We start from the raw sequence: 25,143 nt of genomic DNA, 5'->3' as shown, positions 1-25,143 counted from the left end.
CCAGCCGAGAGGCTGAAAATCACCCTAAGCCCGGGTGGCGGAATGGCAGACGCGCTAGCTTGAGGTGCTAGTGTCCTATTAACGGACGTGGGGGTTCAAGTCCCCCTCCGGGCACCATGTGTCATGAGTCGCGTCATGCTTGACGCATGAGTCGCGACATGCTGGACGGACCGGCATCCCAGTTGTTTTTATTCTGGGGTGCCGGTTTTGTTCATTTGGGGCGAAGTGGTGGGTCACCGTGTTTCCAGTAGGCCTGTTGGTAGTCGTGGGTGTGAGGGGCACGCGATTTCGGTGCGATTGCCTCGGCGCCGCCTGCGTCGTAGGCGTTGAGGATCTGATGGACGCGTTGCCGTGAGATGCCAAAGCGCTTGGCGACGTTGGTGGGTGTGCCGCCTTGGTCTCTGACGGCTCTGTCGATGGCGAGGTTGCGGTTGGGACTGTTCATGGTGTCAAACATGTCCCGACTCATCAGTCAAGCGTCACCGACACGGCTGAGGTAACCCTAAGTGTCAACAATGACGCGACTCACCTGTCAAGGATCACAACGCCTTCCGCAGGCACACCCCGTCAAATATGTCGTGACCTCAGGCACCCCTCCGGGCACCATGTGTTGTCTCGAGACATCGTTCCTACGGTGTCTCGAGATTTTTTGTTTCTCATAGTTTCAACCAGACCTCAAGCCAAGCACACCTGCAAAACCCCACGTCGCGCTCGCGCTTGAGGTCTGGTTTCACGCTGAGGTCTGGTTCCTCCAACCGGGCCCACTCATCGTGACACTCGAGTCGTCTCTGCGCCGCGACGCTTCTCGTTTCCGCGGTTGAGCAACACGACGAGCAGGAAAAACGCAGCGGCGAAGGCGATCACCACTGCGACCCAGAGGTACCCGAACAGCGGGGTTTCCCAAAGCAGGTGGGCCAAATGAACCATGAGTCTATGGGGCGCAGCGACCAACACGACGGCGAGCACCACCGCTGCAATGTACGGCCACAGCTTGCTGGAACGCGCGGTGAGATACGCCCAGGACATGGCCAAGAAGGAGACGGCGGGTCCGTAGATTCCGACGACGATGGCGTAACCGGCGGGATCCCCTTTCAGAATTGGGGCGATCCACGGTGTCACGACCGCCACAACGACGAGCACACAAGACGCCGCTGTTCGTGCATCACCGCCAGTTGATGCCCGCGCAGCCGCTATGCACCCAATGGCGAGCGCGCCGCCATAGAACACCAGTGACAGGACCATCGGCCCGTAGGTCACCCCGATTCCTAGGAGTGTCAATGCCAGGGAAAGTAGAAACAGTCCGACTCTCATGAGCCCCCCTCCTCAAGTTGGTTCCAGACTACCGCCCGATGGAAGATAGCGGGGTGAATCGTTTGCGGAAGGCACCCCGGAACCAGATCGCACTCATCGTTGCGGCCGGCGCGTTGTTCATCGCAGCATGGATGCTTCTCGACGTCCCCCCGCTTTCGACCCTGCGCACCTGGTCCGAGCAGACCGGTGCCTGGTTCCCCGTCCTGTTCTGGCTGCTGTACGTGCTGATCACCCAGTTCCCCATCCCCCGGACCCTGATGACGGTCTCTGCCGGCATCCTGTTCGGCACTGCCCGCGGGATCCTCATCGCGCTGACGGCGACGACGGTCAGCGCAGTCATCTCGCTGCTCATCGTGCGCACACTGCTGCGGGAATGGGTGGAGCCGCGCCTGACGCACCCGGCCGTGGAGAGCATCAATCGGCGGCTTGAAGAACGTGGGTGGTTGGCCATTTTGAGCTTGCGCATGATCGCGGCGGTGCCGTTTTCCATCATGAACTACGCTGCGGCACTAACCCGTGTGCCCGTGGCCCCGTTCGCGCTCGCCACGTTGGTGGGTTCCGCCCCGGGCACGATCCTGGTCACGCTGTTCGGCGACACGCTCACCGGCGAGGCAGACCCGGTGTTCGTGGCCATCATGGCGGTGCTCGCCGTCGTCGGCGTGGCGGGGCTGGTGCTGGACGCTCGCATGCCGACCCGCTCGGGACGTGTCGGAGTCAAGCCCCAGGGGTAGACCGGAGTACGCTACGGCCCATGATTGCCGTGCATGCGAGGTACCGGGGCCGTGAGAAGGCCCGCGCCACCGTGGTGGAGCGCTCCGCCGAGGCGCTCAGCGGCCTGCCCGGCGTCGCAGGTTTTGAGGTGCTCGGGGTGGAAGACATCCGCTCGAAGGTTGACGACGCCGAGGCTGCGCTGAACCTCATCATGGCGCTGCTTTCGGACGGCAACTGGGCCATCGGGCTCGGCATCAGCGACGGCTCCACGCGCGACGCCTCTGCCACAGCGACGAAGGCTGTGGGCACGAGGGCGGGCCAGGTGCGGGTGATCGTCGATAGGCAACATGCGACGACTGAAGCCGCGGACATCGCGGCGACCTTCGCGCTGATGGCGCACGTGCTGCACAAGCGCACCTACGAGGGGCGCGAGGCGACGTCGCTGGTGCGGCGCGGCATGAACCAAAATGAGGCCGCCGCAACCCTGGGCATCTCCAAACAGGCGATGAGCCAGCGGTTGCAGGCGGCCGGGTGGCCCGCGGAGCAGGCCGGGTGGCAGCTAGCGCTGAATTTGATTACTCGGGCTGCTGGTCAGGGCGAGTAACGGGGCGCGAGACCGGCTCAGACACGTCAGTGTCGCGGCCGAAATCCTGCTCGAAACCGGTGCGCTCCGGCTCGCCCGCGGTGATCTCGCGGCGGGTCGAGGCAGTGCTTTCGCCGGCCGCATCCTGGGTCGGATCCGGGTCGTCGACGTGCTTGTTGGCCACCGCACGCGCCTCGGCGAGAGCCTTTGCCAGCTCCGGGTCGGTGGAAGTGTCGAACCAGCGGTCGGTGTTGTCCGCCTGGGCCATCTCCCGGTCGCGGTCGTTCGGGGACTCGGACTCGTAGCGGAACACGCCGTCGTCGTCCTTGTTGGCGAAGGCGCGGGCGAACTGCTGCAGGGAGTCGCCGAACTGGGACGGGATCATCCACATCGTCGCCGCGTCGTTGTTCGCGATCTTCGGCAGCTGCTCCAGGTACTGGTACGCCAGCAACTCCGGGGTCACGCCGGAAGACTTGATGGCGGCGTTGACCTTCTGGATCGCGCGGGCCTCACCCTGCGCGGCCAGGTACTTGGCGGCGCGCTCACCCTCGGCGCGCAGCATCATCGCCTGACGCTCCGCCTCAGCCGCGAGGATGGCCGCGTGCTTCTCGCCCTCCGCGGAGAGGATGCGCGCCTGCTTCTCACCCTCTGCGGTCTTGATGTCGGACTCGCGCTTACCTTCAGCAGTGAGAATCATGGCGCGCTTCTCGCGGTCCGCCTTCATCTGCATCTCCATGGACTGCTGGATGGACGGCGGCGGATCAATCGCCTTGAGCTCCACACGGCTAATGCGCAGGCCCCACTTCGCGGTGGCCGCGTCCAGCTCGCCGCGCAAACGGCGGTTAATGGTCTCGCGCGAGGTCAGCGTTTCCTCGAGCGTCATGCCGCCGACGACGTCGCGCAGCGTTGCCACGGAAATCTGCTCCACGCCGACCAGGTAGTTGTCCACGCCGTAGATGGCCTTGGCCGGGTCGTTGATCTGGAACGTGACCACCGTGTCGATCGCCACGGTCAGGTTGTCCTGCGTGATCACGGCCTGCGGCGGAAAGGACACCACGCGCTCACGAGTGTCCACGCGCTGACGCACGCGGTCAATGTAGGGCACGAGGAACGTCAGCCCGCCGGACGCGGTGCGAGTGTAGCGGCCGAGGCGCTCGATAACCGCCGCTTCGCCCTGCGGGATCAGCTTGATAGATGCGGTGAGAACTGCCACCACCAGCGCGATGATGACGAAGAATGTGATAAACCCTCCCATTTAGGGCTCCTTCCACACGACAGCGACGGGGCCGTCAATATCGTAAACGGTCACGCGGGATCCCGCCGGGATGGTCTCCGCCGGGTCGAGGCCGCGGGCGGACCACAGGGAGCCGTCGAGACGCACCTGGCCGTTACCGCCCACGATGTCCTCGACGACCTCGGCCGTGCTGCCCACGAGCGCCCGCGGCGAGTCGTCCAACACCAGCGGCTTCTCCATCCGGCGGCGCAGCGGCGGGCGCAGGAAGAACCAGAACAGTGCGGACGAGGCAGCGAACACGGCGACTTCCGCCCACGCAGGCACGCCGCCGAGCGCCACAAGCGCGGTGGTCAGCGCGCCCGCGCCGAGCATGAGCAGCGTCAGCTCGCCGACGGTCAATTCCAGCAGCGCCAACAACGCCGCGGCCAAAAACCAAAGCAAAGGTCCCACGTGTTTTACCTTACATCTGTCTAGAGGTCGTGTTTCGACAATTCGGGGTTGGTGACGAAGTCCACCAGCCGCTCAACTGCCCCGATGAGCGTGGAATCGAGGTCGCGGAACGTGCTCACCGAGGAGGACACGCGGCGCCACCCCTCCTTCGGGTCCGACCAGCCGAGACGGCGGCACACCCCCGTCTTCCAGTCCTCGCCGTAGGGCACCTCCGGCCACGCGGGGATGCCCACGCTCGCGGGCTTCACCGCCGCCCAGATGTCGACGTAGGGGTGGCCGGTGACCAGCACGTGCGGTCCGACGTTTTCCACCAGACGGGATTCCTTCGTGCCTTCAATCAGGTGGTCCGCCAGCACGCCGATGCGACGGCCGGGACCGGGCTGGAACTCGTCGAGACGCTCCTGCAAGTTGTCCAAGCCCTCGAGGTACTCCACCACCACGCCTTCGACGCGCAGGTCGTGGCCCCACACCTGCTCCACAATCGCGGCGTCGTGGATGCCCTCCACCCAGATCCGCGACGGCATGGCCACCTTGGCCTTGACGTTTTCTACCTTGCGCGAACCCGAGTTGGAGCGCTTCGGCCCCTCGTTGCGCGGTGCGACGTAGCGGGTCAGCGTCACGCGCTGGCCTTCCACCATGAACGCGCCGGGGAGCATCTTGAACAGGCGCTGCGTGCCGTAGCGGTCCTCCAGGCGCACGAAGTCGCCGTCGTAGGTGCGCTCGAACCCGACGACGGCGCCGACGAAATCGTTGCCCACGATCTCTACGATGATGCCGGGCTCAGCCGGCATCTCCGGGTAGGTCGGGCGCTTCGTGCGCGCGTGTCCGCTGAAAATGTCTCCGCTGTACCGGCTATCTCCCATAATGCGTCCGCATTGTATCGGCCCCGTTACACTGGCCCGGATGCACACGCGCGCCGAAGTCTATTCACCCCTGCAGAATACCGCCGTTTGGCTGGCGGCCTGGCTCTACAACGTCGAATCCGCCGACGACACCGTCGACGCACTCACGGACCTTGGCGGCGCGCATTCGTACGGCAGCCTGCCCATGGCGCATTTGCTTCACGACGTCCGCTCCGCCGCCGACCTTTCCACCCCCGGCCCCGCAATCAGACTCGTCCTCTGGGGCCCGGGCCAGGCGCCGCGTCTTCGGGCTGGTTCGCCCGCGATGGAGGCGCTGACCCAGGCCGGCGCCCTGGTCGTGCGCGGGACCGGCATGCACCACATCCTGGTGCCGGAGTATGCGGGTAGTGGCGTGAACTGGCGCTGGTTCGAGGACCCGGAGCCGCTGCCGGAGCCGGAGTGGCTCTCACCCGGCGAGGCCGACCAGCTGCTGTCCCGCGCGACCGACCAGGCGGCAGTCCTGATCGAGGCCGCAGGCGGGACCCGCAAGGAGCTGCCGAACCCGCGGCTGGCGGTGGGCACACTCGCGGACTTCTACGACACCCCGGGGCTTCCCGCCGGTGTCACCCCGCGCGCGGCGAAACTCTTCGCCCGCGCGGACCGGGTGGCTGCCACGATAGAGACGGTGACCGACCGCCTGGACGACCACTCCTTCGACCCGCAGCTGTTCGCGCTCTGGCGCCACGTGCGTTCCGCCCGCATGGCTGGTGTGGCCGATGCGGCGGTGGACTACCAGCGCGAGTGGGCGCGCTAGCGGCCCGGTCGTTTCACCGGGGCGCAGCAGCCTTCTTTGCACGGCGCGCCGTTGACGGTGCAGCCCTGCACCGAGACCGAAGACAAGGTTTTAGGCTTGACTTCCGCGCCGACGGCCTCGGCGATATCGACCACCATGCCGGCGAACGCGGGCTCGAGGCCGACGGTCGGGGTGCGTGTCAGGGAAACCCCCATCTCCTCGCAAGCCTGCTTCAGTTCGGTGTCGAGGTCCCAGACCACCTCCATGTGGTCGGTGATAAATCCGATAGGCACGCAGATGAGTTGCTCCATGCCGTCGGCCTTGAGCTCCTGGGCGCGGTCCACCACGTCCGGCTCCAGCCACGGCGTTGCGGGGTTTCCGGAGCGCGATTGCCACACCACCTCGTAGCGATCTACCCCGGCCTGCTTTGCGACGAGCTCCGCCGCCTCCGCAACCTGCCTCGAGTACAGGTGCTGGTCTGCCGGCCCGCCGGAGTTCTCGTCCGCTGAGGTGGGCACGCTGTGCGCGGTGAATAGCACGCGGGTGTCGCCGGTCGCCTTCGCTACAGCCGCCTGCAGGCCCTGAGCCACGAGCTCGACGAACGTCGGGTGCCCGTAGAACTGCCACAGCTTGGTGTAGGTGATCTCCGGGGTGACCTCGCGGATGCGCTGGATGTCCTCGTCGTACTGCCGGCATGCGGAGTATCCGCCCCAGGCGCTGGTGGCGAAGACGAGGACGTTCCTGTGGCCGTCGTCAAGCACCTGCTTTGCTGCTTCATCCGCGAACGGGTGCCAGTTGCGGTTGCCAAAGTAGACGGGCAGGTCGATGCCGCGCGCCAAAAGCTCGGCCTCGATGTTGGCGATGAGCTCGCGGTTCTGCGCGTTGATGGGGCTCACGCCGCCGAAGTGGAAGTAGTGCTCGCCGACCGCCGCAAGGCGCTCGCGGGGGATGCCGCGGCCGCGCGTGACGTTCTCGAGAAAAGGAATAACCTCGTCCTCTCCCTCGGGGCCGCCGAAGGAAAGGACGAGGAGTGCGTCGTAGTCGTTGAGAGCCATGCCCTCGAGCTTATCCCGCTAGAGCAGGCGCACCGCGTTCGGAGCCATGCCGGACCAACGCACCGGAGCAATGGTGACGTTCTGGCCGGACTGCGGTGCCTCGATCATGGTGCCGTCGCCGAGGTAGATGGCCACGTGCTGGTTGCCGCCCGGGCCCCAGAACAGCAGGTCGCCGCGCTGGGCCTCGCTGGCCGGGATCTGGGTGCCGCGCTGGTACTGGTAACCCGTGTAGTGCGGCAACGCCACGCCGGCGGCCGCGAAGGCGTAGAGCACCAGGCCGGAGCAGTCGAAGCCGGACACCGAGCCGCCGTCGACGCCGGTGGTTGGGCCGTTGGCGTCGCCGCCGCCCCACACGTACGGGGTGCCGATAGCGGACTGTGCACGCGCGATCACGGTCTCCACCTGGGAGGAGTTCGACACCGCGGCGACAGACTTCTGTGTCTTGGCGGAGACATCAGCAGCCGTCTCAACCTCGGGCAGCACCGCGGAAAGGGTGCTTGTCGAGTCTGCAGTTTCCGTGGTGTCGGACGTTTGCTCGACCGTGCCCAGCGCGCCGTTCAGCCCGTCTGCGAAAGCGGTGATCAGCTGCGCCGTGTCCGTGGTGGAGCTGTCGAAGGAGCCGTGGTTCGCGGCAACGCCACCGACCATCGCGATGCCGGCCGCGACAGCGCCAACCTTGGCGATCGTGTCACTGTCCAGCGCCGGCAGGCCGCTCTGGGACGACAGCGCGGCGATGTCGCTGTCGGAGGACGTCTGCGCCACCGTGCGCACCGCGTCGATCACGGTCTCGCGGCTGGGCTCGGGCGCCTCCGGTGCGTCGTTGGATACGCGCTGGCGCACCAGATCCACGACCTCTTCCGGCACCTCGTAGGTGGTGTCGCCCTTGGACACAGTAAGGGTGGCGGCGTACGGGTCGGCGGAGATGGCATTGTCCGGTGCAGCCTCGGCAGACGCGCTGTCTGCGGTTTCCGGCTGCACCTGGGGCGCGTTGGTCTGAGTGTCAGGCTGGGCCTGGTCGGGCTGGGCTTGCTCGGACTTGGCCGGACGCTGCTGCTCCAGGTCCTTCTGCGCGCTATCGAGCTGGGACTGGGCGGCGTCGCGCTCAGCGACGGAGGCTTCGAGCGCGGCGCGGTTTGCGTCGAGAAGCTCGCGCGCGTTTGCCTCGGCCTGCTTCGCCTCGGCCTCGGAAGCGTCGGCGAGCTCGCTCGCTTCGCGCAGCGTGGCCTCCTCATTCGCCGCCTCGGCACGCGCCTGCTCCGCCTCAGCGAGCTTTGCGCGCTTCTCCTCGGAGCGCTGGCGCAGGAAGAGCGAACGGTCCAGCACATCTCGCTGGGTGTCCTTGCCACTGACGGCGACGAGTGCGTCGCTCGGGCTCGCGCCGCGGTACTGCGAACGGCTCAGCTCGTCGAGCTCGGCGCGCAGAGCGTCGACACGCTCCTGCGCCTCGTCGAGACGGCGCTTCGCCTCGTCCTTGCCACGGCGGGCCTGCTCAGCCTTGACCTGCGCATCGTGCAGATCCACCAGGGACTGGTTAACAGACTCCTGCAGGCCGCCGAGGTCGAGGTTGAGCGAGTCCACGTTGGCTTGCGCACGGGACACAGCGGTCACAAGTTCGCCCATCGCAGAGGTGGAACTCTGGCCGGTGGCGGCCGGGCTGACTAGGCCCGCCGCCAAAGAAACAGTTGCGGCACACGCGGCGGCACCGAGCACATTTCGCGCACGACCAAACCGGGTGCCCCTTTGTGGATTTGCCACGAAGGTGCTCCTCACACCGCCCGTCGCGCACACTTCAGCGGCACTCGGGCGATCAAGAAAACCCGAGGCTTCAAAGCGCAGGCGAAAACCGTGACTAGCGGTTCCACGAGCGGTCTAGATGTTGACTACTGACGCGGCAGCGCGAATCCCGGCTGGCACAGCTCTGCCCTGGAACCTGGTACTCGGCGTGCTTCCCCACATGCCCGAACCTTCGCGGGCGCTTGACTAGAGCGCCCTAACGGTGCCATTGCGTTGCGTGTGACAACCATCGACCCGCGAGCCGATACGGGAACCATACGTCAAGGCAACAAACTTGTATCCCTTTTGTTACAAACAATCTCGCGAGTCAAGGCTATTCACATGATTCACACCCGTCTCACCAGCACAAACCTGGGCGCGAGAGCGTTACGTGACGTTCGTCACATTGCCGGGCTCACGCTCGCAAAAGTTGACCAAACTGATGAAAACGTGGAATCTGACCTGCGGGTTTCCGGGGGCACGTCAACTTTTGCGAGCGAGCGCGTCAAGGCAGCAAGCTTGTCGACGACTACCCGCGGCGGGCGGAGAACGCAGCCGCCGCAGCTACCGCGGCAAGGACGACGAGCACGGCCGCGACCACCAGCGGCCAGTTCAACGAGAACCCGTTGGCAGCGTCGGCGAAGGCGTGGACGCCGGCGACGTAATCCGGTTCGGCGACCATCGCCCGCTCACCGCGCTCCACCTGAGCGCGGTTCAAGGAGTCGCTCACCCCGACAGCGACCTGCGGGGTGCGCACCAGCACTGTGTCGAGACCGGTTTCGGCGGCGGCGTCCTGCGCCAAGTCGCGAAGGTCCGCGATCACCGGCGGGGTCTGCTCGAGCACGATCATGCCCGCGGTGTCGAGACTGGCGTCGGCGAGAGCGGCTTGCAGTGCCGGACCCAGTTCCGCGTTGACCGGATTGTCGGTGCCGAAGGCCACCGGGGACGAGGCGAGCTGGGAGACGAGATCTTCCAGCGCTGCTTCAGTCTGCATGGGCCTTGCTCCTCGGGTTTCCGGGCAATCTATACGGTCGGTTTTGCAGTGTAACGGTGGTGGCCGGAGGTGCGTCGATAAGCGCAATGCGAAAACATAACGGGCGTACTGTTAATATGGGCGCGGAACTATGGAAGGTCGCATAAACTAGTGGCTTGACCATAGGGTCGCTAACCCCTGATTAGATACGACGAGAATTGGAGCTCACCGTGGCAGAAAGCAAGAACTCGTTCGGTGCCAAGAAGACGCTCGAGGTCGGCGGAAAGTCCTACGACTACTTCGCGCTCGACGCTGTCGAAGGCATGGAGAAACTCCCCTACTCCCTCAAGGTGCTGGGCGAGAACCTCCTGCGCACCGAGGACGGCAAGAACGTCACCGAGGACCACATCAAGGCAATCGCGAACTGGGACCCCTCGGCGGAGCCGAGCGTGGAAATCCAGTTCACCCCGGCCCGCGTCCTCATGCAGGACTTCACCGGCGTGCCGTGCGTGGTCGACCTTGCAACCATGCGTGAGGCCGTGAGCACCCTCGGCGGCAACCCGGACCAGGTCAACCCGCTGAACCCGGCCGAGATGGTCATCGACCACTCCGTGATCATCGAAGCATTCGGCTCCGAGAACGCCATCGACAAGAACGTCGAGATCGAGTACCAGCGCAACGAGGAGCGCTACCAGTTCCTGCGCTGGGGCGCAGAGAACTTCTCCAACTTCCGCGTCGTCCCGCCGGGAACCGGCATTGTCCACCAGGTCAACATCGAGTACCTCTCCCGCGTCGTCTTCGACAACGAGGGCCTGGCGTACCCGGACACCTGCATCGGCACCGACTCCCACACCACCATGGAAAACGGCCTGGGCATCCTGGGCTGGGGCGTCGGCGGCATCGAGGCTGAGGCCGCAATGCTCGGCCAGCCGGTCTCCATGCTCATCCCGCGCGTTGTGGGCTTCAAGCTCACCGGCGAGATCCCGACCGGCGTGACCGCAACCGACGTCGTGCTCACCATCACCGAGATGCTGCGCGAGCACGGTGTGGTGCAGAAGTTCGTCGAGTTCTACGGCAACGGCGTCAAGGAAATCCCGCTGGCAAACCGCGCCACCATCGGCAACATGTCCCCGGAGTTCGGCTCCACCTGCGCGATCTTCCCGATCGACGAGGAGACCATCAACTACCTGCACCTGACCGGCCGCTCCCAGGAGGACATCGACCGCGTCGAGGCATACGCCAAGGCACAGGGCATGTGGCTGGAGCAGGACGCAGAGGAGGCCGAGTACTCCGAGTACCTCGAGCTGGACCTGTCCACCGTCGTCCCGTCCATCGCCGGCCCGAAGCGCCCGCAGGACCGCATCCTGCTGTCCGAGTCCAAGGACACCTTCCGCAAGCAGCTGCCGGACTACAACACCGCGGGCGAGGGCACCTCCGAGCCGGTTCGCGCCGAGAAGGTCGACGCCGTCTCCTACAACGAGTCCTGGGCCGCCAACGGCGAGTCCGCCGCTGAGGGTGCAGAGGGCCGCGCGTCCAAGCCGGTCATCGTCGAGTCCCCGAAGGGCGGCGAGTACACCCTGGACCACGGCTTCGTGGCCATCGCCGCTGTGACCTCCTGCACCAACACCTCCAACCCGTCCGTCATGGTCGGCGCTGCCCTGCTGGCACGCAAGGCCGCCGAAAAGGGCCTGAAGGCCAAGCCGTGGGTCAAGACCATCATGGCTCCGGGCTCCCAGGTCGTGGACGGCTACTACGAGCGCGCTGACCTGTGGAAGGACCTGGAGGCCGTCGGCTTCTACCTCTCCGGCTTCGGCTGCGCATCCTGCATCGGCAACTCCGGCCCGCTGCCGGCCGAGGTTTCCGACGCCGTCAACGAGTTCGACCTCACCGCAACCGCCGTGCTGTCCGGCAACCGCAACTTCGAGGGCCGCATCTCCCCGGACGTGAAGATGAACTACCTCGCGTCCCCGCTGCTGGTCATCGCATACGCCATCGCCGGCACCATGGACTTCGACTTCGAGACCCAGCCGCTGGGCCAGGACGCCGACGGCAACGACGTCTTCCTCAAGGACGTCTGGCCGTCCACCGAGGAGATCGAAGAGACCATCGCAGGCACCATCTCCCGCGAGATGTACGAGGCCGACTACGCCGACGTGTTCAAGGGCGACGAGCAGTGGCAGGGTCTGGACATCCCGACCGGCAAGACCTTCGACTGGAACGAGGACTCCACCTACATCCGCAAGGCGCCGTACTTCGACGGCATGCCGGAGGAGCCGGAGGCAGTCCAGGACATCGAGGGCGCACGCGTGCTGGCAAAGCTGGGCGACTCGGTGACCACCGACCACATCTCGCCGGCTTCCTCCATCAAGCCGGGCACCCCGGCCGCGAACTACCTGGACGCCAACGGTGTCGAGCGCAAGGACTACAACTCCTTCGGCTCCCGCCGCGGCAACCACGAGGTCATGGTCCGCGGCACCTTCGCCAACATCCGCCTGCGCAACCAGCTGGTGGACGAGCAGGGCGGCTACACCCGCGACTTCACCCAGGAGGGTGCACCGCAGGCCTACATCTACGACGCCGCGATGAACTACGCCGAGAAGAACATCCCGCTGGTGGTCATCGCCGGCAAGGAGTACGGCACCGGTTCCTCCCGCGACTGGGCTGCGAAGGGCACCAACCTGCTGGGCGTGAAGGCCGTCATCGCCGAGTCCTTCGAGCGCATCCACCGCTCGAACCTCATCGGCATGGGCGTGCTGCCGCTGCAGTTCCCGGAGGGCCAGTCCCACGAGTCCCTCGGCCTGGACGGCACCGAGACCTTCACCCTGACCGGCATCACCGAGTTCAACAACGGTGAGATCCCGGCGACGGTCCACGTCAAGGCTGAGAAGGACGGCGCCGACGCCGTCGAGTTCGACGCAGTGGTCCGCGTGGATACGCCGGGTGAGGCGGAGTACTTCCGCCACGGCGGCATCCTGCAGTACGTGCTGCGCCAGATGGTCAAGAGCTAACAGGCTTTCGGCCGTCGTTTCAGGGGCCCCGCACGCCGCGGGGCCCCTTCCCCATTTTTCTGACCCCTACCTGGAGCCCGAAGGAGCCCCCTCATGCCGATTGTCAGCGACGAAGAGCTGCAGCGCCGCCGCGGCGAGATCATCGACGCCGCCCGCGTCTGCTTCGCACACTACGGCTACGAGGGGGCAACCGTGGCCCGTCTTGAAGAAGCCACCGGTAAGACCCGGGGCGCGATCTTCCACCACTTCGGCGACAAGGAGACACTGTTTCTCGCCATCGCCGAGGCGGACGCAGAAAGGCAGGCCCAAGTGGTCAGTGAGCGCGGTTTGGTGGAGGTCATGCGCGGCATGCTCGTGGACCGCAGCTCCAACGACTGGTTCACCACCCGCGCCGAGATCCTGCGCAAGCTGCGCACCGACCCCGAGTTCGAGGCGCGTTGGCGCGAGCACCAGGAGGTGCTTGACCGTGCGGTCCGCGAGCGCTTGGAGTCCAACAAGCAAATGCGTGACGACGTCCCCGTGGCCGTCGTGCAGACCTACCTGGAAACAGTGCTCGAGGGCTTCATCACCAAACTCGCCTCCGGCGAGCCCGTGGAGCGGCTCGAGGAAATGCTCGACGTGGTAGAGCAGTCAGTCCGCGGGTAATTCCGAAAAATAGACTAAGCGGTATAGAATTGCCGCTATGTCAAAGCTGCTTTTCCTCTCACTTCGCAACGGCGAAATTGGGCCGGACGTCGCCCACGCCGAGTACCACGACGCCCTGCGCGCCACGGGCTTGAGCGAAGTGGACATGGAACTGCGCGTCATCGACTCCCCCGACTCCGAGCTCGGCCCCCTCGACCCCGTCAGCGGCATCATCGTCGGCGGCTGCTCGCTGAACGTGACCAACCCCGAGCGCGACGCGTGGCACAAGCGTATCGACGCCATCCTGTCCGCCGCCGTCGACTCCGACAAGCCTGTCTTCTTCGTCTGCTTCGGCATCTCCTGGCTGGTGGACCACCTCGGCGGCGAGGTCGGACGCACCCACCCTGAGCCGTCCGGCCCGACCACCGTGAACGTGGTGGCGGAAGACGAGCTCGCCGGGCCCAACGGCACGTTTACCGCGCTGACGGGGCACACCGAGAACCCGGTGCGCGTGCCCGATTCCCTCACCGTCGTGGCCACCGGGCCCGACGGGATGGTGCAGATAGTGCGCTACACCGACCGGGTCTGGGCCACCCAGTTCCACGCCGAGATGGACGCCGACGCCATGCGCACCCGCATGGACTTCTTCCACGACTACGGCTACTTCCCCGCCGAGGAGTACGCCCGCATCGTCGCCGACCTGCCCAACCACGACGTAAGCCGGGCGAACGGGCTGCTGCGCACTTTCACCCGGCTCTGCACCGAGGGCCGGTTCGACTAAATCTCGGAGACCTTCGCCTCGCCGCCCTCGAAGTCGAGCGGGTTGCGGTCGAACTGCTTGCCGCGGCCGACCGCTTCCACGATCACATCCGCCACGAGCTCGCGCGGGGTTTCTGACGAGGGGTCCCTTTGGTCGTCGAGAAGCGCGATGCCCTTAGCCGGATCATCGGTGAGGCGGGTGGGCCCGAGGATTTGGTACGGCAGGTCGGAGGCGAGCAGCCGCTTATCGACGGCCTTCTTGGCCTCGACGTAGGCGTACCACGAACCGCCGTCGTCCTCCGTGGTGGCCTCGGCGGCGCCGGCGTAAGAGACCATGACGGTAAACGGGGCGAACTCGCCGAGCTCCTCGAGTGCGTCGATCATGGCCATCGCCGCGTCGCGGTCCACTGCGTAGGTGCGCTCGGCGGAACCGCCGCCGGCACCCGCGGACCACACGACCACGTCGAACGGGGTGAGCAGGCGGGCCCAGTCCTCCTCGTCGAGGGTGGTCAGGTCGCGGACGATGGCGGTCGCGCCGTCGTCGACAAGCTGTTGCACATGATCGGGGTTGCGCACGAGCGCGCTGACGCTGTGGCCAGCCTTTACGAGCTTAGGGACGGAGTGGCGCGAGACGTTGCCGCCCGCGCCGAGAACGAGAACGTGTTGGGATTGCTTAGGTGTTTCCATAACGCCCACCGTAACGCTATTTCTGCGCCTATACTTTGCGCATGCACGCAATTATTACGACCACTGGTAAAGACCGCCCCGGCGTCATCGCCGCAGTTGCTAAGACCGCCGCGGACGAGGGGCTGAACATCCTCGATGTCTCCCAGACCATCATGGACGACTACTTCACCATGATCATGCGAGTCGCGCTGCCCGATGGCGAGGTGGACATGGGCGCGCTGCAGGAGGCGTTCGACGCCGCCGGTAAGCCGCTCGGCATGGTCGTGCGCATCCAGTCCGAGGCCCTGTTCAGCGCCATCAACGACATCTAAGGGGCGGCTATGAATTTCGAGTTTTCAGACGCGCGGTTCCTCGACGTCATCCGCATGATCGAGGACTACCGCCTGGACATCCGCACCGTGACGATGGGCATTTCGCTCATCGGCTGCACCCGCCCCACGATGGAAGCCACCGCGCAGGCGGTGTACGACCGCGTGATGGAACGCGCGCGTGACCTGGTGCCGGTGTGCGAGGGCATCGAGCGCGAGCTGGGCATCCCGATCGTGAACAAGCGCATCTCCGTCACCCCCGTCGCGCTGGTGGCGGCGGGCGCAGACGGCAACCCGGTGGAGATTGCCCGCGCCCTGGACCGCGCGGCCGGCGAGCTCGGCGTCAACTTCGTCGGCGGCTACTCCGCGCTGGTGGAGAAAGGCGGCACGACCGCGGACAAGAAGCTGATTTACTCCATCCCGGAAGCGCTGAGCGAAACGGACAACGTCTGTGGGTCGGTCAACGTGGCGTCGTCACGCGCCGGCATCAACATGAACGCCGTGGCCAAGATGGGTGAGATTGTGAAGGAGGCCGCGGAGGCGACGGCGGAGCGCTCCTCCATTGCCTGCGCCAAGCTGGTCGTCTTCGCCAACGCCGTGGGCGACAACCCGTTCATGGCCGGCGCGTACCACGGCATCGAGGAGCCGGACACGGTGATCTCGGTGGGTGTGTCTGGTCCGGGTGTGGTGGACAACGCGATCGCGCCGCTGAAGGGTGCGCGCCTGAACGAGGTCGCCGAGGAGATTAAGAAGGCCGCGTTCAAGATCACCCGCGCGGGCCAGCTCGTGGGCACGCTGGCAGCGGAGCGCCTCGGCGTGCCGTTTGGCATCGTGGACCTCTCGCTCGCGCCGACGGCGGAGATGGGCGATTCAGTGGCGCACGTGCTCGAGCGCATGGGCCTGGACCAGGTGGGCACGCACGGGACGACCGCTGCGTTGGCGCTGCTCAACGACGCCGTGAAGAAGGGGGGCATGATGGCCTGCTCCCGCGTGGGCGGCCTGTCCGGCTCCTTCATCCCGGTTTCCGAGGACAAGGGCATGATCGACGCGGTTCACAGCGGTGCCATCTCCATGGACAAACTCGAGGCGATGACCTCGATCTGCTCCGTGGGCTTCGACATGATCGCCATCCCCGGCGACACTTCAGCGGAGCTCATCGCGGGCATGATTGCCGACGAAGCCGCGATCGGCGTGATGAACCACAAGACCACCGCTTCGCGCCTGATCCCGGTGCCCGGGACCAAGCCCGGCGACGAGGTGAACTTCGGCGGGTTGCTCGGCTACGCGCCGGTCATTCCGGTGAACACGGTGGGCAACGACGAGTTCATCCACCGCGGCGGATTCATCCCCGCGCCGGTGCACGGGTTCAGGAACTAGCGCTTCTTCCCTACCGCGAACCAGGCGACCCAGCCCAGGGTATTGACAGCGCCAATCACCGGGGTCCACAGCCACTTCGGGCCGCGCACTCGCTTTGAGTTGGTGCGCGCCAGGTCGCGCAGCGCGAAAGCCTTACCAGCGGTGTCGATGGTGGCGAGCACGCCGGCAATGGTCTTCTGGTCGGAAGAAAGGCCGTTCCAGGCGTCCTTGATGGTGTCGATGATGTCGTTGTTTCTTGCCATATTGCGAGTGTAGCGGGCTGCTTTCGGGGTCCACGCTTCGTCCGTCGATAAGCAAGATGCTCACTATAGTGGACAAACTCTTGTGCGGTTATGTTTCGGTTTATACGTTCGTGGAAACGAAACTTCCGAACCGAAGGAGGCCGCAAATGCAACGTCGTAAAATTCTGCACATCATTACCGAACGCGTTAACTGCGAACCCCGCGGGATCACAGTCGATTCAAACATTATGCAGTTCGAGTGGATTCTCGGTGACATCATCCTTTCTGGATATATTCCATAGAATTGAATCTATTTTTTTCAGGGGTTGAGGTAAGGAACATCTCTACAAAACCAGAGCCCTGGAGCATTTCGTCCCACTCGATAGATTCTTCATTTTTACTTAAATCAGGGAATCTTCCCCAAAGACGAACAACTTTTCCTTCGTGAAGTCCAGGGTTAAAGAGATCGAAGTGGTACCAGAGCTGATTTTCGGGGGAGCCGCTGTTTCTTCCCGCTTGGATGCCGACTCCTGCTAAAATTGTTTCCTCTGGAAGTATGGTGTCTTGAAACATTTGGGTGGATATATTTTTCAAAAACTTGATTTCATCAGTCGTGATAGAAATAAATTGATTGATGACTATTCTCCTAGCGGTAGAAAGCAGTGATTATTCCGACAGGTCGGCCGTCTCCGCTCACGGGATCTACTCGCTCTGTGGCAACAACCGTCATAACTCTTCCATTGATTGGGTAAGAGCATTCTTTCTTGCCATTTCCTGCATTTAAGCCGCCTTTGCAGTCGGGGGCGTTATGTAAAACTGTGTCAATCTCTGTAGTGGCTGGAACGAAACCGCCGTGACTGTCCTTGATCTGAGAAAGCCCAAAACCAACACTGCCGGGCTCATCTCCCTGCCCTACGCGGAGTGGAAGATCCTCGCCTTTCGGGCCAATGATTGTTTGGCTAATAGTCCAGTCAATTGGCTGAGCGGCCACTGCAGTGGGGGAAACAAGTAACCCGATAAATGCCACCAAAGTGGCGGATAAAAATTTCTTTACTTTCACGGGCAACACCCTTCAAAAATATCTGGAAGATATGCGACGGGAGAGAATAAACCTTTGGCGCTGATGTTGGGGTCAAGTGAGACATGAATCAAAAAGGAAACCCTGTCTCATTAATTATGATGGTTTAGCTCTCCGTTTCCCGCAAGACCTTTTGTGAATATATAAATTAATTTATTCAGAATCGACACCTCAGATCCTTTTCGGGGGCTGGAGCAGGCACTTACTTGGGTGTTCCACTGGAACTCAACGCCATTCGGCGCGAACGTCATTGGCAAGCTTCTTGATGTCCACAGCGAAGAATATTTGACGTTGGATTACGCTCGAGGTGAGGTGACCCCGCAGGTCAGTGGGATGCCGAAGATGCGCAGCGCGCTAACCCCAGACGACGTGTATCCCTTATTCGAGCTGGTCTGGGCCAAAAATGAGCCAGACCCATACGGAGAGACGCCGAAGTTTCCGAAGCTCTCGGCGGTGCGGCTCATTTGCGAACGCAGTGGAGAGCTCGCCTCCGGCATTGACGTCTTCTACCCAGTGGGCGGTGAAGATGCCATAGAGAAGTTCCTACCCCGAGTTCGTTGGGGCCAGACAGTCGATTCACTCTTCTCCGACCTCTGGCACTTCGGAGAGCTGAACGACTTGGTGAAACCGTTTCAATGCCTGAAAATCGGAAACGAGTACGCGACTACGACACCGCCACCGCGCGAGGTTGACTGCCCGATGGTCACCGTTGATGTCCCCAACGAGTCGCTCCGGCTAAGTAAGGCCGACGGCGAGTTGCTGATGATTGTGGACCTCACCGATGAGGCCGTTGAGCGGATGTTGGCCGAATTTAGGCGGCTAGTGGACCCCTGGGCGCAGCCTCGGATGCCCGTCGGTTCTCATCCCGACTATGAGCCCTGGGCTGGCGCTGTGCCATTCTGAAAAATGTGATCCTAGTAACAGTTTTTCTCCTTATGTGTTCGATGGTGGACATAGATCCTGTTTATGTCGGGGCGGCTTGTAGGTTAATCGTAAACCCATTCGATTAGGCAACTTGAAAGGAGGGCGAAATGACCGTTGAACTGCGAAAGCACGTCGACACAATCATTCATGCCCTCCTGGCCATGAAGGACCTGTGTGCAGACCCCGATGCGGTCGAGTTCGAGGAGGTTCGGGAGGATTTCGAGCGCCTCGAAGCAATATTCAACGTGAAGGCTACGCTCGACGCGCTTTTCGCGTACGTGTGCGAGCGTGACGACGCCGGGCGCGTCGTCGGCTCAAAGCACGCCAATCAGTACCTTCAAAAGAAGCTCGGGTTGGAGCCCAAGGACGCTTACGACCGTCTCGCCCGAGGCCGGGACTACTACGGTGAGCCCGAGGTTGAAGAGGAGCAGGTCACCGACCTGTTCGATACCGATTGTGAGGAAACCCCCGCGGATCCGGCGGCGGAGGCAGAGCGGGAGGAAGCGACCCGCGAGGCTGCTCGAGCGGCTGCCCGCGAAGAGGCGCGGCGCAAGCAAGAAGAAGCCCGCCGTGCCGCCGAGCGAGTGAACGCCGAGAAACAGCGCGTGATCCGCCAAGAGCTAGACAAGCTTGTCGGGGATGCGAAGGGAGCGCGTGCCCGTCTCCAGGCGGACGCGCTCGCGGAGGCTCCTCGACGTTCCGTGAAAGATTTGCGCGCCACCGTGCGCCGCTGGGTCGAGCGCGAGAACCGCAAGCACGTCGAGCCTACGAACCCGAACGCGGGCATGGAAAACCGCGGGCTGCACATCGGCGCCCAGCGCGCAGACGGGACATGCCGGATAACTATCGATGCCGTGGCCTCTGATTCAGCGCTGTTCAAAGCGCTGAGCGATAAGGGGTTGGTGCCCAACTCGAACCTCCCCGAGGGTGTCGAGGATTACCGCACGCCGTCGCAACGCAGGTACGACCAGTTCTCCGAGGTACTCAAGCATTACGACGCCTGCGCGAAACCAACCGGCGGCGGGTGCGCATCCGTGGTTGTGTCGGTGACGCTGGACGAACTGGCGGAGGCCGGGCCGACCACCAAGTTCGCCACCAACACCGGAATCGAGCTCGACGCCTTCGACCTCGTGCGTTTGGGCATGGATGGAACGTCCGACTTCGTGCTGACTGTCGACGACGCAACGTCGTTGCCGTTGAACCTCTACCGGACGCGGCGATTGGCGTCACTGGCGCAGCGGATCACGTTGCTGGCGGTGCAGGGCGTGTGCGCCTGGACCGGCTGCACTGCCCCGCTCACGGAGACGGAGATCCACCACATCACATCGTGGCTGCAAGGCGGTGACACCAACATCGACAACCTCACAGCGCTGTGTCGGACCCACCACCGCTGCAACAACGACTTCAAAGACCACAGAAACAACACCAGTCACATGGATGTGGACCCAGCGACGGGTCGGGCCGGGGTGAAGGAACCCGAGTGTGCAACGCTGCAGTTCAACCACGCGGACTCGGCCGAGCATTCAGCGGTGAACAGGTTACGGAAGAGACACCGGCAGCGCGATCGGGCAACCGTGCCCGATCCGGGTGGCGCTTCGGCCCCACCGGAACCTCGAGTACCACCAGAACCGCCGGATCCACCTCCCCCACGGGAGCCGGTGGAGCCCCCGCCCTGGGCGAAGGGGCAAGACCCGTACCCGCCGTTCTAGATTTGCCTCTCGAGCAGGTCGGGAAGTTTAGGCGAGCTCGACGATCTCCATGTACTCGTCGCTCCACATGTCCTCGTCACCCTCGGGCATGATGATGACCCGCTCGGGCTCGAGCGCGCGCACCGCGCCCGGGTCGTGGGTGACCAGGACCACGGCGCCGGTGTAGGTCTTGAGCGCGTCGAGGACCTGCTCGCGGGATTGCGGGTCGAGGTTGTTTGTGGGCTCGTCGAGCAGCAGGACGTTTGCGCGCGAGGAGACGAGGGTCGCCAGCGCGAGGCGGGTCTTCTCGCCGCCCGAAAGCGTGCCGGCGGGCTGCTCCAGCTTGTCGCCCGAGAACATGAAGGCACCGAGCAGGCCTCGCAGGTCCTGCTGGCCGGCGTCGGGGCAAGCCTCGATGGTGTTCTCCCAGACACTCTTGTCGCCGTCGATGGTGTCGTGCTCCTGGGCGAAGTAGCCGATCTTCAGCCCGTGGCCCGAGACCACGCCGCCCTCGCCGTCGGTGCGCTCCACCCCGGCGAGCAGCTTGAGCAGGGTGGTCTTGCCGGCGCCGTTGGTGCCCAGCACGACCACGCGCGAGCCCTTGTCCACCGCCAAGTCCACGCCCGCGAAGACCTCGAGGGAGCCGTACATCTTTGTCAGGCCCTTGCCAAACAGCGGGGTCTTGCCGCACGGCGCCGGCTCCGGGAAGGAGATGGAGGCGACCTTGTCGGCCACCCGGACCTCGTCGAGCTCCCCCATCATGCGCTCAGCGCGCGCCATCATCTGCTTCGCGGCCGAGGCCTTCGTGGCCTTCGCACCCAACTTCGCGGCCTGCTTCTGCAGGGCTGAGGCTTTCTTCTCGGCGTTGGCGCGCTCGCGGCGGCGCCGGGCCTCGTCGAGGGCGCGGGCGTCCTTGTACTTGGAAAAACCCATGTTGTAGACGTCGGCCTCGGCGCGCACCGCGTCCAAGAACCAAACCTTGTTGCACACCGCGTCGAGCAGCTCGACGTCGTGGGAGATCATGATCAGCCCGCCCTCGTGCTTGGACAGGAAGTTGCGCAGCCAGGAGATGGAGTCGGCGTCGAGGTGGTTGGTCGGCTCGTCGAGAAGCAGGGTGGTCTGGGACTTGCCCGAACCTTGGCGCGAGGCGAACAGGATCTGGGCGAGCTCCACGCGGCGGCGCTGGCCGCCCGACAGGGTCTTCAGCTGCTGGTCCAGGATGCGCTCCGGCAGCCCCAGGTTGTCGCAAATCTGGGCCGCCTCCGCATTCGCCTCGTAGCCGCCGAGGGCCTGGTAGCGCTCCTCCAGCCGGGAGAACTTCGCAATCGCCTTGTCGCGCTTCTCCCCGTCCGTCTCCTCCATCAGCTTCTGCTGCTTCGCCATCGAGCGCTGGATCTGGTCCAGGCCGCGGGCCGACAGGACGCGGTCGCGGGCGGTCTGCTCGATGTCGCCCTCCTTCGAGTCCTGCGGGAGGTAGCCGATCTCACCCGAGCGGGTCACCGAGCCGCCGTAGGGTTCGGTCTCCCCCGCCAGGATGCGCATCGTGGTGGTCTTGCCGGCGCCGTTGCGGCCGACCAGGCCGATGCGGTCGCCGGGTTGGACGCGGAGGTGCTGGCCGGGGGCGTCGAGAAGCGTGCGCGCGCCGACCCGGACCTCGAGATCATTGGTGACAATCACGGGGGTTCACTGTATCAACCACCCCCAAATCGCCAGCTACTTCTTCGACACCGCGCGCACGATCCAAACGATTAGCGCGATGATCAGCGCGACCTTCAGCGCAACCAGGCCGACGGTACCGAGCATGGCCAGAATTTCAGCAAACCCAACGTTCACAACAATCCTCCTTCACAACGCGCAAGTCCCCCACAGGTTAACAACCTGGGGGGGGACTTCAAGGGGCGCTTTTACACCGCGAAACCGAGGGCGCGGAGCTGCTCGCGGCCCTCCTCGGTGATGAACTGCGGGCCCCACGGCGGCATCCAGACCCAGTTCAGGTCCAGCTCGTCGACCGCCGTGTTGTTCACGACCGACAGGGTGGCCTGGTCCTCGATCACGTCGGTGAGCGGGCACGCCGGCGACGTAAGCGTCATGTTGACCACCGCAACGGTCTTGCCCTCGCGCTCCTCAATCCACAGGTCGTAGACCAAGCCGAGGTCAACGACGTTGATGCCCAGCTCCGGATCGATCACGTCGTGGAGGTACTCCTCCACCTCGCCGATGAGCTTGAGCTGCTCCTCGGTCTGCTGCGGGCGCTCCGCCTGCTTATCCGGTTCAGTCATGGCTACTCCTTATCTTCCGGGGCGTCCGATTCTCCCAGTGCGTCCGACGTCGCCGCCTGGAACGCCTTCCACCCCAGCAGCGCGCACTTCACGCGCGCCGGGAACTTGGCCACGCCGGCGAAGGCCACGCCGTCGCCGATCTTCTCTGCATCCCCCTCGACGGTGCCGCGGGAGGTCACCATCTCCTCGAACGACGCGAGCTTCTTCATCGCCTCGTCGACCGGCAGGCCGATGATTTCTTCAGCCATCACCGACGTGGAGGCCTGCGAGATGGAGCACCCCTCCGCGTCGTAGGAGACGTCCTCGACGGTGCAGCCGTCGTCGGAAAGGTGCACTCGCAACGTCAGCTCGTCGCCGCACGACGGGTTGACGTGGTGCACCTCCGCCTCGTACGGCTCGCGCAGCCCCGCATGCTGCGGGTTCTTGTAGTGGTCCAGGATGACTTCCTGGTACATGGATTCGAGGTTCATCGCGCGAAAAACTCCTTCGCTTTGCTAATCGACGACACCAAGGTATCAACCTCGTCCAGCGTGTTGTACAGGTAGAAGCTCGCCCGGGACGTGGACTGCATGTCCAGCCCCCGGTGCAGCGGCCACGCGCAGTGGTGGCCCGTGCGGATGGCAACACCCTCGGAATCGAGCACCTGGCCCAGGTCGTGCGGGTGCACGCCCTCGACCGTAAAGGCGATCGCGCCGCCGCGGTTGTCGGCGGTGAGCGGTCCGGCGATCCGGAGGCCGTCGATACGCTGCATCTGCTCCAGGGCGTAGGCGGTGAGCTCGCGCTCGTGGGCGGCGATGTCCTCCATGCCGATCTCGGTGAGGAAGCGCACCGCCTCGCCGAGCCCCACGACCTGGGAGGTCATCTGGGTGCCCGCCTCGAAGCGCTGCGGCGCCGGCGCGTAGGTGGAGCCCTCCATGCGCACGACCTCGATCATCGAGCCGCCCGTGAGGAACGGCGGCAGCTCGTTAAGGTGCTTCGAGTACAGCGCGCCCACGCCGTTTGGGCCGCACATCTTGTGCCCGGAGAACGCCGCGAAGTCGACGTCGAGTGCGTGGAAGTCCACCGGCATGTGCGGCACCGACTGGCAGGCGTCGAGCACGGTGAGCGCGCCGACGGCCTTTGCGCGGCGCACCATCTCGGCGACGTCGGCGTGCGCGCCGGTGACGTTGGACTGGTGGGTAAAGGCAACAACCTTGACCGTGTCGTCGAGCTCGAGCGAGTCGAGGTCGATGCGGCCGTCCTCGGTCATCGCATACCATTTCAGCTCAGCACCGGTGCGGCGCGCCAGCTCCTGCCACGGCACGAGGTTGGCGTGGTGCTCCAGCTCCGTGATCACGATGGTGTCGCCCTCGCCCACGGCGAACGAGCCGGCGCGGGAATCACCCAGCACGTACGCGACCAGGTTCAGCGCCTCAGTGGCGTTTTTGGTGAACGCGATCTCGTCGTTGTCGGCGCCGACGAAGGCCGCGATGGCCTCGCGGGCGGACTCGTACGCGTCGGTGGCCTCCTCCGCCAGCTCGTAGGAGCCGCGGTGCACGGGCGCATTGCAGCCGAGCACGAAGTCGCGCTCAGCGTCCCAGACCCGCTGCGGGCGCTGCGACGTCGCCCCCGAATCCAGGTACACCAGCGGCTTGCCGCCGCGCACGGTGCGAGACAGGATCGGGAACTCCTTGCGGATGGCTGTTACGTCGAGCGCCATTAGATGAACTTCTCGTAGCCCTCGGCCTCGAGCTGGTCGGCGAGCGAGGCGTCGCCGGTCTGCACGATCTTGCCGTCGGCGAAGACGTGGATGAAGTCGGGCTTGACGTAGTTCAAGATGCGCTTGTAGTGCGTGATCATGAGCACGCCGCCGCCGGTCTCCTCCTGGTAGCGGTTGATGCCCTCGGAAACGATGCGCAGCGCGTCGACGTCCAGGCCGGAGTCCGTCTCGTCCATGACCGCGAATTTCGGCTTCATCAGGGCAAGCTGCATGACCTCGTGGCGCTTCTTCTCGCCGCCGGAGAAGCCCTCGTTGACGGAGCGCTCGGAGAAGGAGGCGTCCATCTGCAGCGCCTCGCGGGCGGCATTGAGCTCGCCGACCCACTCGCGCAGCTTCGGGGCCTCGCCGCGCACCGCGGTGACTGCGGAACGCATGAAGTTCGAGGAGGACACGCCCGGCACCTCAACCGGGTACTGCATGGCCAGGAAGAGGCCGGCGCGGGCGCGCTCGTCGATTTCCATGTCGAGGACGTTCTCGCCGTCGAGAAGCACCTCGCCCTCGGTGACCTCGTACTTCGGGTGGCCCGCCAGCGTGTAGGCCAGGGTGGACTTGCCGGAGCCGTTCGGGCCCATGATCGCGTGGGTCTCGCCGCCCTTGATGGTCAGGTTGACGCCCTTGAGGATCGGCTTCGGCTCTTGGCCTTCCTCGGTGGGCAGGACGTTGGCGTGCAGGTTCTTGATTTCCAGGGTGGACATGTATTGCTCCT

At 64.6% G+C, this 25,143-nt stretch carries 26 protein-coding genes, 1 tRNA gene and 1 pseudogene; 11 read left to right on the top strand and 17 right to left on the bottom strand.

The features are described from left to right. Positions 1-28 precede the first annotated feature (28 nt). Positions 29-117, top strand: a tRNA-Leu gene (locus tag MHX64_RS03175). Positions 118-265: 148 nt separating this feature from the next. Here the strand turns inward: MHX64_RS03175 and MHX64_RS03170 are convergent. Next, positions 266-445: pseudogene (locus MHX64_RS03170) on the bottom strand (helix-turn-helix domain-containing protein); the annotation flags it as partial. A gap of 320 nt (positions 446-765) precedes the next feature. Next, positions 766-1,311 (bottom strand): hypothetical protein, encoded by a 546-nt coding sequence (locus MHX64_RS03165; RefSeq protein ID WP_239355776.1) that lies wholly within the window; start codon positions 1,309-1,311, stop codon positions 766-768. A 38-nt stretch (positions 1,312-1,349) separates the two neighbouring features. Here MHX64_RS03165 and MHX64_RS03160 point away from each other — a divergent pair, with 38 nt between their 5' ends. Together MHX64_RS03160 and MHX64_RS03155 are read left to right on the top strand one after the other, a co-directional pair. Continuing rightward, positions 1,350-2,042, top strand: a complete 693-nt coding sequence (locus MHX64_RS03160; protein ID WP_370642057.1) for a TVP38/TMEM64 family protein — start codon at positions 1,350-1,352, stop codon at positions 2,040-2,042. A gap of 20 nt (positions 2,043-2,062) precedes the next feature. Beyond that, positions 2,063-2,626, top strand: coding sequence for a MarR family transcriptional regulator (locus tag MHX64_RS03155; RefSeq protein ID WP_181195006.1), 564 nt, complete (start codon positions 2,063-2,065; stop codon positions 2,624-2,626). On the opposite strand, the gene MHX64_RS03150 is transcribed toward MHX64_RS03155, so the two are convergent. From MHX64_RS03150 to MHX64_RS03140, 3 genes are read right to left on the bottom strand one after another with little or no spacing between them, the layout of a single operon-like run. Next, positions 2,598-3,860, bottom strand: coding sequence for an SPFH domain-containing protein (locus tag MHX64_RS03150; RefSeq protein ID WP_239355777.1), 1,263 nt, complete (start codon positions 3,858-3,860; stop codon positions 2,598-2,600). The two genes, MHX64_RS03155 and MHX64_RS03150, sit on opposite strands and share 29 nt — an antisense overlap. Then, positions 3,861-4,289, bottom strand: coding sequence for an NfeD family protein (locus MHX64_RS03145; protein ID WP_239355778.1), 429 nt, complete (start codon positions 4,287-4,289; stop codon positions 3,861-3,863). Positions 4,290-4,309: 20 nt separating this feature from the next. Further along, positions 4,310-5,152, bottom strand: coding sequence for a DUF3097 domain-containing protein (locus MHX64_RS03140; RefSeq protein WP_181195009.1), 843 nt, complete (start codon positions 5,150-5,152; stop codon positions 4,310-4,312). Between the two features lie 40 nt (positions 5,153-5,192). Between MHX64_RS03140 and MHX64_RS03135 the strand changes: the two genes are divergently transcribed. Beyond that, on the top strand, positions 5,193-5,945 hold the full coding sequence (locus tag MHX64_RS03135) for a hypothetical protein (RefSeq protein WP_181195010.1): 753 nt from the start codon (positions 5,193-5,195) through the stop codon (positions 5,943-5,945). Here the strand turns inward: MHX64_RS03135 and MHX64_RS03130 are convergent. The 3 genes from MHX64_RS03130 to MHX64_RS03120 all read right to left on the bottom strand — a co-directional run bounded on the left by MHX64_RS03130 (position 5,942) and on the right by MHX64_RS03120 (position 9,746). Next, a complete protein-coding gene (locus tag MHX64_RS03130; protein ID WP_181195011.1) occupies positions 5,942-6,979 on the bottom strand; it encodes a ferrochelatase in 1,038 nt (345 codons plus the stop codon). The two genes, MHX64_RS03135 and MHX64_RS03130, sit on opposite strands and share 4 nt — an antisense overlap. 18 nt (positions 6,980-6,997) lie before the next feature. Then, entirely contained in the window at positions 6,998-8,734 is a 1,737-nt protein-coding gene (locus tag MHX64_RS03125; protein ID WP_239355779.1) for a DIP1281 family NlpC/P60 protein, read from the bottom strand. A gap of 547 nt (positions 8,735-9,281) precedes the next feature. After that, the gene (locus MHX64_RS03120; RefSeq protein ID WP_239355780.1) at positions 9,282-9,746 is read right to left on the bottom strand and encodes a DUF6676 family protein; all 465 of its coding nucleotides are present in this window, start codon (positions 9,744-9,746) and stop codon (positions 9,282-9,284) included. Between the two features lie 209 nt (positions 9,747-9,955). On the opposite strand from MHX64_RS03120, the gene acnA reads away from it, so the two are divergent. From acnA to MHX64_RS03105, 3 genes are all read left to right on the top strand, one after another. Beyond that, positions 9,956-12,733, top strand: coding sequence for an aconitate hydratase AcnA (gene acnA, locus MHX64_RS03115; RefSeq protein WP_239355781.1), 2,778 nt, complete (start codon positions 9,956-9,958; stop codon positions 12,731-12,733). 93 nt (positions 12,734-12,826) lie between these two features. Further along, entirely contained in the window at positions 12,827-13,378 is a 552-nt protein-coding gene (locus MHX64_RS03110; protein ID WP_239355782.1) for a TetR/AcrR family transcriptional regulator, read from the top strand. A 37-nt stretch (positions 13,379-13,415) separates the two neighbouring features. Next, complete coding sequence (locus MHX64_RS03105) at positions 13,416-14,138, top strand: gamma-glutamyl-gamma-aminobutyrate hydrolase family protein (protein ID WP_239355783.1); 723 nt, start codon at positions 13,416-13,418, stop codon at positions 14,136-14,138. Here the strand turns inward: MHX64_RS03105 and MHX64_RS03100 are convergent. Then, positions 14,135-14,803: an NAD(P)H-binding protein gene (locus MHX64_RS03100; RefSeq protein ID WP_239355784.1), complete on the bottom strand. Its 669-nt coding sequence runs from the start codon at positions 14,801-14,803 to the stop codon at positions 14,135-14,137. The two genes, MHX64_RS03105 and MHX64_RS03100, sit on opposite strands and share 4 nt — an antisense overlap. Before the next feature lie 41 nt (positions 14,804-14,844). Between MHX64_RS03100 and MHX64_RS03095 the strand changes: the two genes are divergently transcribed. Together MHX64_RS03095 and MHX64_RS03090 are read left to right on the top strand one after the other, a co-directional pair. Then, the gene (locus MHX64_RS03095; protein WP_181888452.1) at positions 14,845-15,114 is read left to right on the top strand and encodes an ACT domain-containing protein; all 270 of its coding nucleotides are present in this window, start codon (positions 14,845-14,847) and stop codon (positions 15,112-15,114) included. A gap of 9 nt (positions 15,115-15,123) precedes the next feature. Beyond that, positions 15,124-16,488, top strand: coding sequence for a PFL family protein (locus MHX64_RS03090; RefSeq protein WP_239355785.1), 1,365 nt, complete (start codon positions 15,124-15,126; stop codon positions 16,486-16,488). Here the strand turns inward: MHX64_RS03090 and MHX64_RS03085 are convergent. The 3 genes from MHX64_RS03085 to MHX64_RS03075 form a co-directional block, all read right to left on the bottom strand. Continuing rightward, positions 16,485-16,730 carry a PLDc N-terminal domain-containing protein gene (locus MHX64_RS03085; RefSeq protein WP_070845331.1) on the bottom strand — a complete coding sequence of 82 codons (246 nt, stop codon included), beginning with the start codon at positions 16,728-16,730 and terminating at the stop codon, positions 16,485-16,487. The genes MHX64_RS03090 and MHX64_RS03085 overlap by 4 nt on opposite strands. Before the next feature lie 255 nt (positions 16,731-16,985). Next, positions 16,986-17,282 carry a hypothetical protein gene (locus MHX64_RS03080; protein ID WP_148363845.1) on the bottom strand — a complete coding sequence of 99 codons (297 nt, stop codon included), beginning with the start codon at positions 17,280-17,282 and terminating at the stop codon, positions 16,986-16,988. A gap of 73 nt (positions 17,283-17,355) precedes the next feature. Further along, positions 17,356-17,769, bottom strand: coding sequence for a hypothetical protein (locus tag MHX64_RS03075; RefSeq protein WP_181888455.1), 414 nt, complete (start codon positions 17,767-17,769; stop codon positions 17,356-17,358). A 228-nt stretch (positions 17,770-17,997) separates the two neighbouring features. Here MHX64_RS03075 and MHX64_RS03070 point away from each other — a divergent pair, with 228 nt between their 5' ends. Both MHX64_RS03070 and MHX64_RS03065 read left to right on the top strand, forming a co-directional pair. Then, positions 17,998-18,690 carry a hypothetical protein gene (locus MHX64_RS03070; RefSeq protein ID WP_181888456.1) on the top strand — a complete coding sequence of 231 codons (693 nt, stop codon included), beginning with the start codon at positions 17,998-18,000 and terminating at the stop codon, positions 18,688-18,690. 128 nt (positions 18,691-18,818) lie between these two features. Further along, entirely contained in the window at positions 18,819-20,420 is a 1,602-nt protein-coding gene (locus MHX64_RS03065; protein WP_239355786.1) for an HNH endonuclease signature motif containing protein, read from the top strand. 27 nt (positions 20,421-20,447) lie between these two features. On the opposite strand, the gene MHX64_RS03060 is transcribed toward MHX64_RS03065, so the two are convergent. The 5 genes from MHX64_RS03060 to sufC form a co-directional block, all read right to left on the bottom strand. Continuing rightward, entirely contained in the window at positions 20,448-22,076 is a 1,629-nt protein-coding gene (locus MHX64_RS03060) for an ABC-F family ATP-binding cassette domain-containing protein (protein ID WP_239355787.1), read from the bottom strand. 227 nt (positions 22,077-22,303) lie between these two features. After that, positions 22,304-22,678, bottom strand: a complete 375-nt coding sequence (locus MHX64_RS03055; RefSeq protein ID WP_239355788.1) for a metal-sulfur cluster assembly factor — start codon at positions 22,676-22,678, stop codon at positions 22,304-22,306. A gap of 2 nt (positions 22,679-22,680) precedes the next feature. Then, entirely contained in the window at positions 22,681-23,148 is a 468-nt protein-coding gene (gene sufU / locus MHX64_RS03050; RefSeq protein ID WP_239355789.1) for a Fe-S cluster assembly sulfur transfer protein SufU, read from the bottom strand. Continuing rightward, on the bottom strand, positions 23,145-24,377 hold the full coding sequence (locus MHX64_RS03045) for a cysteine desulfurase (RefSeq protein ID WP_239355790.1): 1,233 nt from the start codon (positions 24,375-24,377) through the stop codon (positions 23,145-23,147). Before MHX64_RS03045 ends, sufU begins: the two co-directional genes overlap by 4 nt. Continuing rightward, on the bottom strand, positions 24,377-25,132 hold the full coding sequence (sufC, locus tag MHX64_RS03040) for a Fe-S cluster assembly ATPase SufC (RefSeq protein WP_239355791.1): 756 nt from the start codon (positions 25,130-25,132) through the stop codon (positions 24,377-24,379). The genes MHX64_RS03045 and sufC overlap by 1 nt, the downstream gene beginning before the upstream one ends. Positions 25,133-25,143 lie beyond the last annotated feature (11 nt).

Origin of the sequence: Corynebacterium sp. ACRPZ, from assembly GCF_022346205.1 — a bacterium.
Lineage (GTDB): Bacteria > Actinomycetota > Actinomycetes > Mycobacteriales > Mycobacteriaceae > Corynebacterium > Corynebacterium lehmanniae.
The sequence above is the reverse complement of the archived record's forward strand: the minus strand, read 5'-3'. Positions and strand labels throughout refer to the sequence as shown.

What these genes read in the sequence shown, in the direction of transcription:
- MHX64_RS03165 (WP_239355776.1), bottom strand. Translation starts at nt 1,311, where the DNA reads ATGAGAGTCGGACTGTTTCTACTTTCCCTGGCATTGACACTCCTAGGA.
- MHX64_RS03160 (WP_370642057.1), top strand. Translation starts at nt 1,350, where the DNA reads ATGGAAGATAGCGGGGTGAATCGTTTGCGGAAGGCACCCCGGAACCAG.
- MHX64_RS03155 (WP_181195006.1), top strand. Translation starts at nt 2,063, where the DNA reads ATGATTGCCGTGCATGCGAGGTACCGGGGCCGTGAGAAGGCCCGCGCC.
- MHX64_RS03150 (WP_239355777.1), bottom strand. Translation starts at nt 3,860, where the DNA reads ATGGGAGGGTTTATCACATTCTTCGTCATCATCGCGCTGGTGGTGGCA.
- MHX64_RS03140 (WP_181195009.1), bottom strand. Translation starts at nt 5,152, where the DNA reads ATGGGAGATAGCCGGTACAGCGGAGACATTTTCAGCGGACACGCGCGC.
- MHX64_RS03135 (WP_181195010.1), top strand. Translation starts at nt 5,193, where the DNA reads ATGCACACGCGCGCCGAAGTCTATTCACCCCTGCAGAATACCGCCGTT.
- MHX64_RS03130 (WP_181195011.1), bottom strand. Translation starts at nt 6,979, where the DNA reads ATGGCTCTCAACGACTACGACGCACTCCTCGTCCTTTCCTTCGGCGGC.
- MHX64_RS03120 (WP_239355780.1), bottom strand. Translation starts at nt 9,746, where the DNA reads ATGCAGACTGAAGCAGCGCTGGAAGATCTCGTCTCCCAGCTCGCCTCG.
- MHX64_RS03110 (WP_239355782.1), top strand. Translation starts at nt 12,827, where the DNA reads ATGCCGATTGTCAGCGACGAAGAGCTGCAGCGCCGCCGCGGCGAGATC.
- MHX64_RS03105 (WP_239355783.1), top strand. Translation starts at nt 13,416, where the DNA reads ATGTCAAAGCTGCTTTTCCTCTCACTTCGCAACGGCGAAATTGGGCCG.
- MHX64_RS03100 (WP_239355784.1), bottom strand. Translation starts at nt 14,803, where the DNA reads ATGGAAACACCTAAGCAATCCCAACACGTTCTCGTTCTCGGCGCGGGC.
- MHX64_RS03095 (WP_181888452.1), top strand. Translation starts at nt 14,845, where the DNA reads ATGCACGCAATTATTACGACCACTGGTAAAGACCGCCCCGGCGTCATC.
- MHX64_RS03090 (WP_239355785.1), top strand. Translation starts at nt 15,124, where the DNA reads ATGAATTTCGAGTTTTCAGACGCGCGGTTCCTCGACGTCATCCGCATG.
- MHX64_RS03085 (WP_070845331.1), bottom strand. Translation starts at nt 16,730, where the DNA reads ATGGCAAGAAACAACGACATCATCGACACCATCAAGGACGCCTGGAAC.
- MHX64_RS03080 (WP_148363845.1), bottom strand. Translation starts at nt 17,282, where the DNA reads ATGTTTCAAGACACCATACTTCCAGAGGAAACAATTTTAGCAGGAGTC.
- MHX64_RS03065 (WP_239355786.1), top strand. Translation starts at nt 18,819, where the DNA reads ATGACCGTTGAACTGCGAAAGCACGTCGACACAATCATTCATGCCCTC.
- MHX64_RS03055 (WP_239355788.1), bottom strand. Translation starts at nt 22,678, where the DNA reads ATGACTGAACCGGATAAGCAGGCGGAGCGCCCGCAGCAGACCGAGGAG.
- sufU (WP_239355789.1), bottom strand. Translation starts at nt 23,148, where the DNA reads ATGAACCTCGAATCCATGTACCAGGAAGTCATCCTGGACCACTACAAG.
- MHX64_RS03045 (WP_239355790.1), bottom strand. Translation starts at nt 24,377, where the DNA reads ATGGCGCTCGACGTAACAGCCATCCGCAAGGAGTTCCCGATCCTGTCT.
- sufC (WP_239355791.1), bottom strand. Translation starts at nt 25,132, where the DNA reads ATGTCCACCCTGGAAATCAAGAACCTGCACGCCAACGTCCTGCCCACC.